Origin of the sequence: Acinetobacter sp. Z1, assembly GCF_024296945.1 — a bacterium.
GTDB lineage: Bacteria > Pseudomonadota > Gammaproteobacteria > Pseudomonadales > Moraxellaceae > Acinetobacter > Acinetobacter beijerinckii.
Window position 1 is genome coordinate 2,265,137 of record NZ_CP101115.1, and the last position, 14,196, is coordinate 2,279,332.

The 14,196-nt window shown below is 37.4% G+C and carries 15 protein-coding genes; 11 read left to right on the forward strand and 4 right to left on the reverse strand.

Annotated elements, in window-relative coordinates; all coding sequences use genetic code 11:
• Positions 1 to 130: 130 nt before the first annotated feature.
• From NGC85_RS10565 to NGC85_RS10605, 9 genes are all read left to right on the forward strand, one after another.
• Positions 131 to 1,096, forward strand: a complete 966-nt coding sequence (locus NGC85_RS10565) for an alpha/beta hydrolase (protein ID WP_254730972.1) — start codon at positions 131 to 133, stop codon at positions 1,094 to 1,096.
• Positions 1,097 to 1,403: 307 nt separating this feature from the next.
• The gene (gene eat, locus NGC85_RS10570; protein ID WP_254730974.1) at positions 1,404 to 2,840 is read left to right on the forward strand and encodes an ethanolamine permease; all 1,437 of its coding nucleotides are present in this window, start codon (positions 1,404 to 1,406) and stop codon (positions 2,838 to 2,840) included.
• Between the two features lie 16 nt (positions 2,841 to 2,856).
• Positions 2,857 to 4,242, forward strand: coding sequence for an ethanolamine ammonia-lyase subunit EutB (locus NGC85_RS10575; protein ID WP_254730976.1), 1,386 nt, complete (start codon positions 2,857 to 2,859; stop codon positions 4,240 to 4,242).
• A gap of 10 nt (positions 4,243 to 4,252) precedes the next feature.
• A complete protein-coding gene (eutC, locus tag NGC85_RS10580; protein WP_254730978.1) occupies positions 4,253 to 5,068 on the forward strand; it encodes an ethanolamine ammonia-lyase subunit EutC in 816 nt (271 codons plus the stop codon).
• A gap of 11 nt (positions 5,069 to 5,079) precedes the next feature.
• The gene (locus NGC85_RS10585; RefSeq protein WP_254730980.1) at positions 5,080 to 5,646 is read left to right on the forward strand and encodes a GNAT family N-acetyltransferase; all 567 of its coding nucleotides are present in this window, start codon (positions 5,080 to 5,082) and stop codon (positions 5,644 to 5,646) included.
• Between the two features lie 73 nt (positions 5,647 to 5,719).
• Entirely contained in the window at positions 5,720 to 6,433 is a 714-nt protein-coding gene (locus NGC85_RS10590; RefSeq protein WP_254730982.1) for a glutamine amidotransferase, read from the forward strand.
• A gap of 92 nt (positions 6,434 to 6,525) precedes the next feature.
• A complete protein-coding gene (locus NGC85_RS10595) occupies positions 6,526 to 7,458 on the forward strand; it encodes an IS5 family transposase (protein ID WP_254730984.1) in 933 nt (310 codons plus the stop codon).
• A 39-nt stretch (positions 7,459 to 7,497) separates the two neighbouring features.
• Positions 7,498 to 7,722, forward strand: coding sequence for a transposase (locus NGC85_RS10600; protein ID WP_277560653.1), 225 nt, complete (start codon positions 7,498 to 7,500; stop codon positions 7,720 to 7,722).
• Positions 7,723 to 7,980: 258 nt separating this feature from the next.
• Positions 7,981 to 8,421, forward strand: coding sequence for a helix-turn-helix domain-containing protein (locus tag NGC85_RS10605; protein ID WP_254730986.1), 441 nt, complete (start codon positions 7,981 to 7,983; stop codon positions 8,419 to 8,421).
• A 51-nt stretch (positions 8,422 to 8,472) separates the two neighbouring features.
• Here NGC85_RS10605 and NGC85_RS10610 read toward each other — a convergent pair whose 3' ends face one another.
• The 4 genes from NGC85_RS10610 to NGC85_RS10625 are packed head-to-tail and all read right to left on the reverse strand — an operon-like array spanning position 8,473 to position 12,089.
• Entirely contained in the window at positions 8,473 to 9,723 is a 1,251-nt protein-coding gene (locus NGC85_RS10610; RefSeq protein ID WP_254730988.1) for an NADH:flavin oxidoreductase/NADH oxidase family protein, read from the reverse strand.
• A gap of 9 nt (positions 9,724 to 9,732) precedes the next feature.
• Positions 9,733 to 10,119, reverse strand: coding sequence for a helicase (locus NGC85_RS10615; protein WP_254730990.1), 387 nt, complete (start codon positions 10,117 to 10,119; stop codon positions 9,733 to 9,735).
• Positions 10,120 to 10,170: 51 nt separating this feature from the next.
• Complete coding sequence (locus tag NGC85_RS10620) at positions 10,171 to 11,034, reverse strand: alpha/beta fold hydrolase (protein WP_254730992.1); 864 nt, start codon at positions 11,032 to 11,034, stop codon at positions 10,171 to 10,173.
• 41 nt (positions 11,035 to 11,075) lie between these two features.
• Entirely contained in the window at positions 11,076 to 12,089 is a 1,014-nt protein-coding gene (locus NGC85_RS10625; protein WP_254730994.1) for an alpha/beta fold hydrolase, read from the reverse strand.
• A gap of 236 nt (positions 12,090 to 12,325) precedes the next feature.
• Between NGC85_RS10625 and NGC85_RS10630 the strand changes: the two genes are divergently transcribed.
• Together NGC85_RS10630 and NGC85_RS10635 are read left to right on the forward strand one after the other, a co-directional pair.
• Positions 12,326 to 13,129 carry an oxidoreductase gene (locus NGC85_RS10630; RefSeq protein WP_254730996.1) on the forward strand — a complete coding sequence of 268 codons (804 nt, stop codon included), beginning with the start codon at positions 12,326 to 12,328 and terminating at the stop codon, positions 13,127 to 13,129.
• Between the two features lie 56 nt (positions 13,130 to 13,185).
• On the forward strand, positions 13,186 to 14,184 hold the full coding sequence (locus NGC85_RS10635) for an NADP-dependent oxidoreductase (RefSeq protein WP_254730997.1): 999 nt from the start codon (positions 13,186 to 13,188) through the stop codon (positions 14,182 to 14,184).
• Positions 14,185 to 14,196 lie beyond the last annotated feature (12 nt).

Genomic DNA, 14,196 nt, shown 5'->3' on the forward strand with positions numbered 1-14,196 from the left:
AGCTTAACGATTTTTTATGAAAATTAAAAACTCAAAGCGTATTTGAGAACTCGGTATATCTCATTTTTACATTGACATCCAAAGGTTTTCATTTAATGTGTTTGTAAATGAATTCAGACTTGATATAAAAATGCCTACTTCAAATCTTTATACATATCAAACAGATATATTGGGTGATGCTTACCAAAAAATGACTTTGAATTTTGCTGATGACTACGATGGTAAAGTCATTGCAACATTAATTAGAAAAAAAACAACACAAGCAACAAAGAAGGCAGTTTTATATATCCACGGTTTTGCTGATTATTTCTTTCAAAAAGAAATGGCTGAGCAATTCAATGAACATGGTTATGATTTTTATGCCCTTGACCTAAGAAAATATGGACGTTCAAAATTACCGCATCAAAAGCTTTATTATGTCCTTGATTTACGTGAGTATGATGCTGAAATAAGCAAAGCACTGGAAATCATTGGTCAAGAAAACCATAACCAAGTTTTACTTGCAGGACATTCAACTGGCGGCTTAATTACTACGTTGTACGCTGCACATTATCCAGACCATCGTCTAATTAAAGCCTTATGGACCAATAGTCCATTTTATGATTTTTATAAAAGTCTCTTAGAGAAAAAAGTTGGAATTCCTGTTTTAAGTGAAATTGGCAAACGTTTACCCAACGCAAAATTTCCAAGCGGTTTAAATCAATGGTACACACCAAGTTTACATCAAGACTTTTATGGAGAATGGGACTTCAATTTAAATTGGAAACCAAAATCGGTTCCATTTGTTCGATTGTGCTTTGTGCACGCAATCCATGAAGCTCAAAAAGAAGTACATCAAGGCATTAGATTAAATATCCCAACATTGATTATGCACTCGCATCAATCTAAATACCCTAGAAAATGGGGATTAGATGCACAACAAAGTGATGTTATTCTTGACGTTAAAGACATGACGAATAACGCTAAAAAAATGAAAGGTGATATACAAACACTCGCAATACACAATGGTCTGCATGACCTTGTATTGTCCTCACCTCCTGTTCGTGAAAAAGTCTATCAGGCATTATTTGATTGGCTTGATCAAAAGATCGCTTAGAGTTCATTTTTCTAAAAGTTAATTTATAAAAGAGCTTCATATATACAAATATATTGAAGTTCTTTTTATTCTGTGTTGCGCATCATCTTGGTGCGCACCCCTATATTTGTTAGATAAATTATAGATAGTTGCACGATAGATTAATTCCTAAGGTTTCAATTCAGTCATCATTAAAATCAAAAGCTTCTGAAAAAATTACTATTTTTATCATTTGGAATAAAAAAAGCAGACTATTAGATTTTTTCTAAAAAATTAGGCATTACTTTTGCACTGTTTGATATAAATTCACTCTGATGAGTAATCTTGTATGAATCAATCAAACACTGTATCAAGCACCTCCTCCCAAACTGAAATCTCATCAGCTGAATATTTTTCACAACGACAATTGAAACAAGGTACGGTCGGATGGGTTCTTCTGATCGGTTTGGGTGTAGCCTACGTCATTTCTGGGGATTTTGCTGGCTGGAATTTCGGTCTTGCTCAAGGTGGTTGGGGTGGAATGTTTATAGCAACCGTTCTAGTTGCGATCATGTATTTATGTTTATGTCTTTCGATGTCTGAAATGTCGACAATGATGCCAACTGCTGGTGGGGGCTATAGTTTTGCGCGTGCAGCTTTCGGTCCTCTTGGAGGTTATCTAACAGGAACTGCCATTTTAATTGAATACGCGATCGCCCCTGCTGCAATTGCTGTTTTCATCGGCGGATATTGTGAGTCGTTATTTGGTTTAAATGGTTGGATGGTGTATCTATTTTGCTATCTCGTCTTTATGGGAATTCACTTAAAAGGTGCTGGTGAGGCACTTAAAATTATATTTGCCATTACGCTTATTGCTGTTATTGCTCTAGTGGTTTTTATTGCCGCTATGGCACCTCATTTTAATCTACAAAATTTATTTGATATACCTGTCGGTAATGCATTTGGAGCCAGCGCTTTTCTTCCACATGGTTATATCGGTATTTGGGCTGCTGTACCATTCGCAATTTGGTTTTTCCTAGCAGTTGAAGGCGTACCACTTGCTGCCGAAGAAACCAAAGATCCTGCGAAATCTTTACCACGCGGACTCATGGGTGCGATGTTTATTTTAACTGCTTTCGCACTGCTTATTTTGATATTAGGCGTAGGCGCTGCGGGTGCAAGTAATATACAAAACTCAGGCGCCCCGTTAGTCGATGCTCTGATCAAAGTGTATGGAACTGAAATATGGGTTGCTACATTTGTTAATTTTGTCGGTTTAGCAGGCTTAATCGCGAGTTTTTTCTCAATTATTTACGCATATTCAAGACAAATTTTTGCTTTGTCTCGTGCTGGATATTTACCAAGATCATTATCATTAACCAATAAAAATAAAGCACCTTATTTAGCTATCATTATTCCAGGGATTATTGGCTTCTTGCTGTCTTTGACTAAAGAAGGTGATTCATTAATCTTAATTGCCGTGTTTGGTGCAACAATTTCTTATGTCCTCATTTTACTTTCTCATATTAAGCTTCGTTTATCCAAACCAGTTATGCCTCGCCCTTATAAAACCCCAGGAGGAATCATAACTTCCTCTCTCGCACTTATCATGGCAATTGCTGCCGTCGTTGCAGGCTTTGTTGTTAATCCGAAAATATGGTTCATTGCAGCACTTATTTATGCATGCTTTATTGCTTACTTTTTACTCTATAGCCGTTATCATTTAGTAAAAGGTACGCCAGAAGAAGAGTTTGCAAATATTAAAGCTACCGAGAAAACACTATAAAGATTAAGGATAAAAAATGAGCTATCGAATTATAGTTGCCAATCAACAATATCATTTTGCAGATTTGAAAACACTTATGGCAAAAGCAACACCTTTACGTTCAGGCGATGAACTTGCGGGTGTTGCTGCATTCGATGCAACTGAACGCGTTGCAGCACAAATGGCATTGGCTGATCTTCCCTTAAAAACTTTTCTCAATGAGGCTGTCGTCGACTATGAAATCGATGAAGTGACACGATTGATTATAGATGAGCATAATGCTCAGGCATTTAATCCTATCTCACATTTTACTATCGGAGATTTTCGCAACTGGTTGCTAAGCGAGCAGGCAACTTCAGAAACACTTACTACTTTAGCATCTGGACTCACTCCAGAAATGGTTGCTGCTGTAAGTAAAATCATGCGTAACCAAGACCTCATCTATGTCGCAAGCAAGTGCGAAGTAATTACCCAGTTTCGAAATACAATTGGTTTAAAAGGTCATCTTTCCACTCGATTACAACCCAATCATCCAACGGATGACGTATTAGGTATTTCTGCGAGTATTTTAGATGGTCTAATGTATGGTAATGGCGATGCTGTTATAGGGATTAATCCTGCAACAGATAATTTACATAATCTAACCGAACTTTTAAAGCTTTTGGATCATGTGATTCAAGAATATCAAATCCCAACTCAATCATGCGTTCTCACCCACATTAGCTCAGGAATTCAATTAGCTGAAAGAAATGTACCTATTGATTTGATGTTTCAGTCCATTGCAGGAACACAACGTGCCAATGAAGGATTTGGTATCTCATTAGCGTTATTACAAGAAGGTTATGAGGCGACTTTGGCATTAAACCGAGGAACTCTAGGAAATAATGTCATGTACTTTGAAACTGGACAAGGCAGCGCGCTTTCAAGTAATGCTCATCATGGAGTTGATCAGCAAACACTAGAAACACGGGCTTATGCAGTGGCGAGAAAATATCAACCTTTATTAGTCAATACAGTTGTTGGTTTTATTGGACCTGAATATCTTTATAACGGTAAACAAATTATTCGAGCTGGGTTAGAAGATCATTTTTGTGGAAAACTACTCGGCTTACCAATGGGTTGTGATATTTGCTATACCAATCATGCTGATGCTGATCAAAATGATATGGACGTATTACTCACTCTATTTGGTGCTGCTGGTCTGAACTTCATTATGGGTATACCTGGTTCGGATGATGTTATGTTGAACTACCAAACGACATCTTTCCATGATGCATTGTATTTAAGACAATTATTGGGCCTGAAACCTGCCCCTGAATTTTCTAAATGGCTAGAACAACAAGGTATTTTTAAACAGCAAAATGCCCATATTCATTGGGCAGAACAAATGCCTGAACAGTTCTCTCGTTTACTCATGAACTAGGAGCAATACTATGAAGCTGAGTCCTGATATTCAATACCCATCATCAACACATCAAGACCAATGGGAAAAACTAAAGCAATTTACAGATGCAAGAATCGCTTTGGGTCGTACGGGATGTAGTTTGCCAACCAAAGTATTATTAGATTTTCAATTAGCGCATGCTCAAGCTCAGGATGCTGTTTACCAGAAATTAGATACTCATTATTTATCTGAACATTTATCTAAGCAGTTTATAGAAAGTATCCATGTAGAAAGTAATGCTAAAGACAAACAAACATATCTCAAGCGACCTGATTTAGGGCGACAATTATCGAAAGACTCAAAAGAACGCTTAGTAAATAAATTTAGCAATAAAGCTGAGAAATACGATGTTTGTATTGTTGTAGGAGATGGATTATCTGCCCGTGCAATCGAATCAAATGCAATACCTTTTATTCTGTCTTTAGCAAAACAAATTCAACAACAAGATTGGACACTTGCTCCTGTCATCATTGCAACTGGCAGTAGAGTCGCTTTAGGAGATGATGTCGCGGGAATTTTAAAAGCACCTATGCTGGTCATGCTCATCGGCGAACGCCCAGGATTAAGCTCTCCAGATAGCATGGGCGTGTACTATACATGGGATGCGCATACAGGTTCGACAGATGCCCAACGTAATTGTATTTCAAATGTTCGAAACGCTGGACTAAGTATCCCAATTGCAACACAACGCTTGATTAAGTTGATGAAAAATTCAAAACAGCTTGGTTTTTCTGGCGTTGATTTAAAAGATGAACATCAAGTTCCTAACATTCAACAAACAGATTCATCTCAATTACTTTTTTAAGACAAATAACGATGCCATCGACTCCCTTCCCTACGCTTACAAGCAAAAGACTGATTCTACGTGAAATTACTCAGACTGATATTCAACAAATTTTTGAAATTTACAGTGATACTGAAGCAATGCGTTGGTTTGGTACAAATCCAGTCCAATCATCAGAACAAGCACAAAGCATTATCGAACTTTTTGCAAACTGGAGAATTCAGGCTAACCCAGGTACAAGATGGGGTATTCAGCTAAAAGGCGAAGACCATTTAATCGGAACTTGTGGGCTGTTCCGTTGGGACACAAATTGGAAAAAATGTAGTATTGGCTATGAACTTGTTTCATCTGCTTGGGGGAATGGCTACATGTTTGAAGCACTAAATACAATTATCCCGTGGGGTTTTACCGAAATGAAGTTAAATCGAATCGAAGCGCTCATTCATCCTAAAAATGCACAATCTCTTCGTTTAATTGAAAATTTAAGTTTTAGGAATGAAGGTTTGCTGAGAGAAGCAGGCTATTGGTCAAATCAACACCATGATTTATTACAATACGGATTATTATTATCTGATTGGAATACGACTAAACAACATTAATACTTATTTATTTTTGAATATAATCATGTATTGAACCGTTATGATTTACCCTGAATAAACAAGAAGTATTGATATGAGCCTACAAACATCTCTTCCTAAAACAATATATGCGATTCAACATCTTGCCTTTGAAGATTTAGGTTCCTTAGAAGATATTTTTTATGATTTTGGTTTTCGTGTCCGATATTTTGAAGCTGGTGTTGATGATCTAACACTAGCTTTCAATTATGAAGGACTCACTATTATTTTAGGTGGTCCAATTGGTGTATATGAAACAGAGGACTATCCTTTTCTAAAGGATGAACTTGAAGGTCTGAAGCAGCGATTGCTAGAAAACAAACCTACCATAGGTATTTGCTTAGGTGCACAACTTATTGCGCATGCGCTTGGTGCTAAAGTATATGCAGGACATCAAAAGGAAATAGGTTGGAACGAATTAGAAATTAAGTTATTAGATAGTGATAGTAATGTCTTAACATCACTTGAAAGTATCAAAGTTTTACACTGGCATGGTGATACTTTTGACTTACCAAATAATGCGACTTTACTCGCTAGTTCAACCATTTATCCGAATCAGGCATTTTCAGTAGGAAATAAAATTCTAGCCTTACAATTTCATCTTGAAATGATTGAAGAAAGTTTTGAGAAGTGGTTGATTGGTCATACTTGTGAGATACGATATGCAGGCTTATCAATCCCTCAATTAAGAGAAGATAACAAACTTTATGCAAAAAAATTAGTGAGCAAATCTCGTGAAGTTATTCAGACTTTTTTAGAAAAAATTTAACAATCAATTGGGTCTGTTGACATTTTATAGTTCTAATTGGCTTTGTTGCACAAAGCTATTCTTGAAGGTTTCTTCAGCAATATAATTTCCAGATGAAGAAGCCTGCCCCTAAAATCTACCGTACAACCAATTGGTCCTCGTATAACCAAGCTTTAATCAAGCGAGGAAATATTTCAATCTGGTTTGATCCCAAAACCGAATGGTATGCACAGCCACAAGGCAAGCATGGACGAAATCAAACTTATTCCGATACAGCGATTCAATGCTGTTTAATGATCAAATCTCTATTCCGTCTTTCTTTACGTATGGTCACTGGCTTTTCTCAAAGCCTGATTAAACTCTGTGGTTTGAATTGGACAGCACCAGATTACTCCACCCTATGTAGACGACAAAAGCATATTGATATTGCGATAAGCTATCAGAAAAGTCGTGATGGATTACACCTACTCGTCGATTCTACAGGGTTAAAATTTTTAGGTGAATGCGAATGGAAGCGTAAGAAACATCAGCCTGAATATCGTCGCCAATGGCGCAAACTTCATATTGGTATAGATGCTAAGACCCTTCAAATACGAGCAGTTCAGCTCATAACAAACAATGTGAGTGATTCACAGGTACTTGGTGATTTGCTTGATCAAATTCCGTTGGATGAACGAATTGATTCAGTTTATACAGATGGTGCTTATGACACAAAGCACTGCCGACAAGTCATTTTAGATCGAGATGCACATGCAGTCATTCCACCTAGGAAGAATGCAAAACTTTGGAAAGATAAGAAATTGAGATCTTTAGAGAGGAATGAATTATTAAAAACAGTCAAACGGCTAGGTAGGTCACTTTGGAAAAAATGGTCTGGTTATCATCGTCGAAGTTTAGTGGAAACCAAAATGCATTGCATCAAATTATTAGGCGATAAATTAACAGCAAGGAGTTTTCCTAGTCAGGTGAATGAGATTCATGCACGTGTAGCAGTTTTGAATAAATTCACAGAATTAGGTCGACCTCATACCCAAGTTGTCACTTGAATTTAGCTCAATTAGGGTAGCATTGTCTTTCAAACCTTTGTGCAACAAAGCCCATTAAAAGCAAAAAGAGGCTTTAAATTGGATCCCGAATTAAAAGTTTTTAATCAGGAAATGAATAGAAGAAGAATAGGTATTGAGCATGTATTTGGCAGCCTGAAAACCTTCAGGATCCTTGCCGAACGTTATCGAAATAGAGGGAAAAGACTTGGTTTGAGATTTATTTTAATCGCTGGAATCTATAATTTGGAGCTGAGTGAAAAATGATTTATGAAAGAGGTCTAATATGCAAAGACTTCTAATAAATTTCAGTTACTTTCCTCTACTCATCAATTTTTTTGTTTAAACTAAACATCTTTTACAAATTAATCCCATCTCGTAAACTTAACCGCTCATACTGTTAAGAGAATGCAATCAATCTAAATACAATGTATCTATATGGCTCTTAATTGCCAATTTTAATAGTTTAAAAAAACCAACCATGTTAATATCATTTAAGTAGTTACTATAAAGTTTGTTAATTTTATGACTAAAAATACCAATCTTGAAATTTGTCCAATTGCAAGAAGCCTATCTGTTCTTGGTGATGCTTGGAGTATGTTAATTCTACGTGATGCACATGCAGGATTTACACGCTTTGATCAATTTCGTAAAAGTTTAGGCATTGCTCCCACGATGCTGACTAAACGTTTGTCCGTTTTAGTAGATGAAGGATTACTTCAAAAACGACAATATTCTGAACATCCACCACGTGAAGAATATGTATTAACTCAAGCAGGCAAAGATTTCTTACCCGTTTTATTTGTAATAGGTGCATGGGGTCGTAAGCATAAACCTTTTAAAAATCCTGAGAAAATGCCTATATTTCTTGATGCTGAACAAGGTACAGAAATTCAACCGATTGTAATTGATAAAGTGACAGGTGCTGAAATTGGATCTCGAACTATTCACCAAAAAGCTGAATAATAAAAAGCACTCCTGTGAGAGTGCTTTTTTATAAATTTAAATACTAAATTATTATTTGATTCGAGTACGCTGTGTTTTGTAAGTTCCCCAACCACTACGTAAAACTGATTTGATAAATGCCCATAAGCCACTTTCCTTAGGTTTTGGATTACTTCCCTTGGCAATGCGATTAAGTTGTTGGGTATACCAAAGTACTTCCATAACCCCAAGTTGATCAATCTTTTTTATGCCAGTCTTAATTGGTTGAACTGTTTGCTCACTATTGGTTCCTGCTAATAGATATTTGGGAGCATCAGGATCAATTGCCATCAGTCTAGCAATCCCAACTACATCAAAAGCATCTGATCCTAAAGCTTGATTCATACCTTCAACACTCCTAAAGCCACCTGTCACCATTAATGGTGTTTTTACCTGCGCCCTAACCTTTTCAGCAAAATCAATAAAGAATGCTTCACGAGCAATAGTTGATGCTTTTTGAGGTGCTTTAGCTACACCTGACTCATAAGTACCGCCTGAAATTTCAATTAAATCAATTCCTGCTTTAGATAATGCTTTAATGGTTGCTAGAGAATCCTCTTCTGTAAATCCACCTTTTTGGAAATCCGCTGAGTTAAGCTTTATCGCAATTGGAAAATATGCCCCTACTTGTTTTCTAATTTCTGCATAGACTTCCATTAAAAACTTACGACGATTTTCTGGAGTACCTCCCCACTCATCATTTCTTAGATTGTGTAATGGTGATAAGAATTGATTAATCAAATAACCATGTGCAGCATGTATCTCAACACCACTAAATCCAGCCTTTTTACATATCAACGCACTACGACCAAAGCGCTGAATGATCTCTAGTACTTCTTGATGGGTTGCTTCATCTGGCGTTGCAAATAATGATCGCATTTCGGCCCCAAATGGCACTGCTGAAGCAGAAATGTTTCGTGAATTTAATCCTTTTGGGGATTGTTTTCCAGGATGATTGAGTTGTGCCCATAATTGGGAGCCTTGATCAGTCACCGTTGTTGCCCATTGCTGTAAAATTACAAAATCCCGTTCATCTTCAATCACAACATTCCCAGGCTCCCCTAAAGCACGTCGGTCGATCATAATGTTGCCCGTGATAATCATGCCAACCCTTGATGCCGCCCAACGCTGGTATAGTCGTATATGCTTTTCAGTTGGGTTATTGGAATAGGTCGCTAGCGTTTCACTGGTTGCTGCCTTAGCCAAACGATTTGGAATTACGAAACCATTCGGTAACGTTAAAGGCTGATTCAGGAGATTTGTTTTTAATGGCAAGTCAGTCATGGGCTTCGCTCACAAAGTTGAAGATGATTTAGGCTGAGGTTGAATAAAGTCGACTAGACTTTGAAACCACATGACATCGACAAAGTTTCCAGTAATCACAAGATCCTGTTTTCTAAGGGCTGTTAAAAATGTATTAACACTATCGTTAGCTGATAGCACAGCAAAACCTGTACTGCCATTTTTAAAAGTGAATGTAAAACTTGGGGATTTACTTCGACCAGTATGAGACTTTATTTTGCCATTTTTGACTTCAAAATAACGTCCTTCACCACTAGCCGTTTGAATTTGGAATGTGACATTTTTATCTTTCACATAAGCAGCACATTTTGGGTTATTTTTCACAGCTCGTTGTAAAAGCTTAGTCAGCATCCACAGTAATAATTTAAATTTCATCATTTTAGTTCTCTGTTCATCAATATATGAAGATACTTAGGGAATCCTGATGCATTACTCATTTAGAAACTGTATTGCATGCTTGAGGAAACGTTCTGGGTACTGGAACTGTGCTCCATGACCAGCATCGGGATAAATAAACAGCTGTGCATTTGGAATATTAAGTGCCATCTGATAAGCATTGATGGTTGGAATCATCACATCATCTACACCATTAAGAATAAAGGTTGGCTGTTTAATCTCGCGTAAATGAGCAAAAGGATCTTGTTCATCAAGCTTCGGTAAAAAGTGCATATTGGCTTCAATCTGAGCCTGCATTACGCTGTCTGAACTTGCTGGGTCCTGATTCTTACGTTGATGGCGACGTTGCCAGAAATCATGCCCTGCTTGAATTGCTGTTGATGATCGACCAAAAAATAAAAATAGAAAGTCATCTTCAGAGGGGACAGCACTGGTGGCATGCTTCAATACTAAGGCTGGAACATCAGGATCATCACCTCTAGGTTTTCCTCCCCGAGGACCTGTCCCTAACAACATCAATTTTCTAACTAATTCAGGGTGGCGACGTACCAAATCTTGTGCTTGAAAACCGCCTAAAGAGAAGCCCAGTAAATCAACTTGTTTCAAACCTAATGCTCGAATTACCGCTGCTGCATCGTCAGCCATATCTTCAATCCGAGTTCGAGGTTGTCCAGTTGATGAAGCGACCCCTCGCCCATTGAATAAAATAACTTCTCGGTCCGCTGCTAATCCATCAGTAATTAATGGGTCCCAATTGTCTAAACCACCTCGGAAATGCTGAAGAAAAAATAGCGGTGGTTGCTCTGTATTTGCATTACCCCATCTACGATAAGCAAATTTGGCTCCATCAACTTCTATAAATTGTGTTTCAGCGGTTTGGTGTGTAATCGCGGTCATATTGATTGTCCTAATTTTTAAATATTTGGTTGGATCTAATTTTATTTAGCTAAAAAAGTAAGCGATTGTTTAACGAAATCATCATGAAACTGAAAAATTCCACCATGTCCAGCATCTGGATAGATGATGAGCGTGCTATTTGGAAGGCGCTTTGCTAAGTCATAAGTATTTACAGTGGGTACCATTCGATCATGATCACCGTTAGCAACTAAAACAGGTTGTTGAATCACAGAAAGGTCGGAGGGTTTCTTACTTCCCCATTTTTTGAGTGCTTTAAGCTGGGCACGATAGGCAGAAATAGTGATTTCTTTATCGCGGTTTTCGGTACGTTCATTAATCCGTTGAACAAACTGTTTCGCAGCAGCTTTACCATTGTCGGTCCGAGTAAAAAACAAATAGACTTTAGGATCTTGGCGCGTTGCCATCCCACGGACTAAATCCCAATTAGAAACTCGTCCAACTGTACTGATGCCAGTTCCTCCAGCAGGTCCTGTTCCTGATAAAATCATCTTTCTTACTAAGTTTGGTTGTTTCAATACGATTTCTTGTGAAATCATGCCTCCCATCGAAAAACCAAATAAATCAACTTTGTTGAAACCTTTTGCTTGAATAAAGGTAATTGCATCTCCTGCCATTTGCTCAATCGACTGAGCAGGCTTACCTGTAGTAGCACCAACACCACGGTTATCAAAAACCACCACATGATGTTTTGCGGCAATTCCATCAATAATTCTTGGATCCCAATTGTCTAATACAGCAGCTAAATGATTCAGAAAAATAATAGGTGTTCCACCATTTTGTTGACCATATTCTCTGTAGGCGAAATTAACTCCATCAGCATTTATAAATTGAGTTGGTACATTCTTCCAATTCGTAGCTAACTGAGGATTTTGACCAGCTTGCTGATTGAAAATAAGTTTTGGAGATAATCCGTCACCTTTAGCCACCGAGTCGCTAAAAGAGATCGATGCTACTGTTTCGGCTTGCGTTAATGGCGAAATAAAAACAGAGACCACCGTCAATCCCATCGCAATTGTATTTAGTAAAAAATTCATTTTTTTAATCCTCAGAATTAATGCATAAAGCCTATTCAACTGAATTTAATTAATTATTTCTTGAGATAAGGAAATCAAAAACAAAGTCAGTATCGATTTAATATTAACCATACATCAACAAAAACGCATTGTCACTATCTTTTTAGTAGTAACTATTTTAATTTTAGATTATGATCAAAACATCAAGGTGAAATTGGTTGTTCCATCACCAACCTATTACGTGTGAGAAATGTTGTATGACAAGCAAAGTGGTTCTTATTACAGGTGCATCTTCTGGTATTGGTTTAGCAACAGCAGAACTTTTACATAGGGCAGGTTTTATTGTTTATGGTACGAGTCGACGCACAAGTGAGTCATCTCAATATAAATTCAATCTGATTGAACTAGATGTAAATAATGAAGATTCGGTTAATCGTGCAATCGCGAAAGTGATTCAAAATGAAGGTCGAATTGATATTTTGATCAATAATGCAGGATTTGCAATCGCACCCGCTGGCGCTGAAGAAAGTTCGATGCAACAAGCTCAAGCTATTTTTGATACCAACTTCTTTGGTGTTGTCCGAATGACTCGAGCAGTACTTCCAGTGATGCGTAAACAAAATTCTGGACTTATTTTGAACATTAGCTCTGTTTTAGGACTTCTGCCAATGCCCTTTGGCGCGCTTTATTCTGCATCAAAACATGCGCTTGAAGGTTATTCAGAGTCCTTAGATCATGAATTGAGAACACAAGGGATTCGTGTTTCATTAATAGAACCTGCTTACACTAAAACTTCATTAGGCATAAACTTACTAGAAGCAGATGCAAAAATCTCAGCGTATGACCACATTCGCGAGAAGCTCCATCAGCACATGATAAAAGCAATTAATAAGTCAGATGATCCAGGTGTTGTTGCTAAGACAATTTTAACGGTAATCAACAGTCAAAACATTTTGCCTCGTTATACATCAGGCAAGACAGCAAGACACTTAAAGAATTTACGAAAATTTGCCCCAGTAAAGATCTTTGACACATTGATTCAACGCAGTTTGAAAGTTTAACCCAACTTAATAAGTCCATTTCTAAGGATTAAAAAATAAATATATAGAGGTCCCAAATGAAAGCAGCATATATTAACCGTTATGGCAAAACCGATGATGTACAACTAGATGAACAGCCTAAACCATCTATTTCAAAAGATTCTGTACTTGTTAAAGTACATGCTGTAAGTATCAACCCGCTTGACTTACGAGTATTAGAGGGTGAATTCAAAGCGATTTTACCTGTTAAGTTTCCATTTATTTTAGGTAATGACTTTGCAGGTGTCGTTGCTCAAGTTGGTTCAAATGTTACTCAGTTTAAAGTCGGTGATGAAGTCTATGCCAAGACAGATTCGAATGGTTCTTTTGCTGAGTACACAATCGTTCAGCAATCGTCACTTGCACTGAAACCTCAAAATATTTCTATGCAGCATGCTGCCTCACTACCGCTTGTCGCCTTGACTGCATGGCAAGCATTAGTAGAAATTGCAAAAGTTAAATCAGGACAAAAAGTATTGATTCATGCTGGTTCAGGTGGTGTAGGCTCGATTGCAATTCAGCTTGCTAAGCATCTCGGTGCAACTGTCGCAACAACGACAAGTGGTAAAAATACTTGCTGGGTTAGAGAACTAGGCGCAGATATTATTATTGACTACAAAACCATGGATTTTGAGCAAGAACTGAAAGATTACGATGTGGTCTTAGACACGCAGGGTGGAAAAACTTTAGAAAAGTCATTGAACGTTATAAAGCGTGGTGGTCGTATTATCAGTATTTCAGGGCCACCTGACCGTGCTTTTGCTGAAGCAATCAAAGCAAATTGGTTATTAAAATTTATCATTCCGCTTTTAAGTTGGTCCATTCGTAATAAGGCAAAAAAAAGAGACATTACCTATTCATTTTTATTCATGCAACCAAATGGATATCAGCTGTCTCAAATAGCTGAACTTGTTGAGGCTGGGAAAATTAAACCTATCGTTGATAAAGAATATCCATTCTCACAAATGAACGAAGCACTTGAATACGTGAATACTGGACGTGCGAAAGGCAAAGTCGTTGTAGAAATTGCAGAATAATTTTGGAGTTTA

Coding starts and splice junctions, on each gene's coding strand:
- NGC85_RS10565 (WP_254730972.1), top strand. CDS start 131: ATGCCTACTTCAAATCTTTATACATATCAAACAGATATATTGGGTGAT.
- eat (WP_254730974.1), top strand. CDS start 1,404: ATGAATCAATCAAACACTGTATCAAGCACCTCCTCCCAAACTGAAATC.
- NGC85_RS10575 (WP_254730976.1), top strand. CDS start 2,857: ATGAGCTATCGAATTATAGTTGCCAATCAACAATATCATTTTGCAGAT.
- eutC (WP_254730978.1), top strand. CDS start 4,253: ATGAAGCTGAGTCCTGATATTCAATACCCATCATCAACACATCAAGAC.
- NGC85_RS10585 (WP_254730980.1), top strand. CDS start 5,080: ATGCCATCGACTCCCTTCCCTACGCTTACAAGCAAAAGACTGATTCTA.
- NGC85_RS10590 (WP_254730982.1), top strand. CDS start 5,720: ATGAGCCTACAAACATCTCTTCCTAAAACAATATATGCGATTCAACAT.
- NGC85_RS10595 (WP_254730984.1), top strand. CDS start 6,526: ATGAAGAAGCCTGCCCCTAAAATCTACCGTACAACCAATTGGTCCTCG.
- NGC85_RS10605 (WP_254730986.1), top strand. CDS start 7,981: ATGACTAAAAATACCAATCTTGAAATTTGTCCAATTGCAAGAAGCCTA.
- NGC85_RS10610 (WP_254730988.1), bottom strand. CDS start 9,723: ATGACTGACTTGCCATTAAAAACAAATCTCCTGAATCAGCCTTTAACG.
- NGC85_RS10615 (WP_254730990.1), bottom strand. CDS start 10,119: ATGATGAAATTTAAATTATTACTGTGGATGCTGACTAAGCTTTTACAA.
- NGC85_RS10620 (WP_254730992.1), bottom strand. CDS start 11,034: ATGACCGCGATTACACACCAAACCGCTGAAACACAATTTATAGAAGTT.
- NGC85_RS10625 (WP_254730994.1), bottom strand. CDS start 12,089: ATGAATTTTTTACTAAATACAATTGCGATGGGATTGACGGTGGTCTCT.
- NGC85_RS10630 (WP_254730996.1), top strand. CDS start 12,326: ATGACAAGCAAAGTGGTTCTTATTACAGGTGCATCTTCTGGTATTGGT.
- NGC85_RS10635 (WP_254730997.1), top strand. CDS start 13,186: ATGAAAGCAGCATATATTAACCGTTATGGCAAAACCGATGATGTACAA.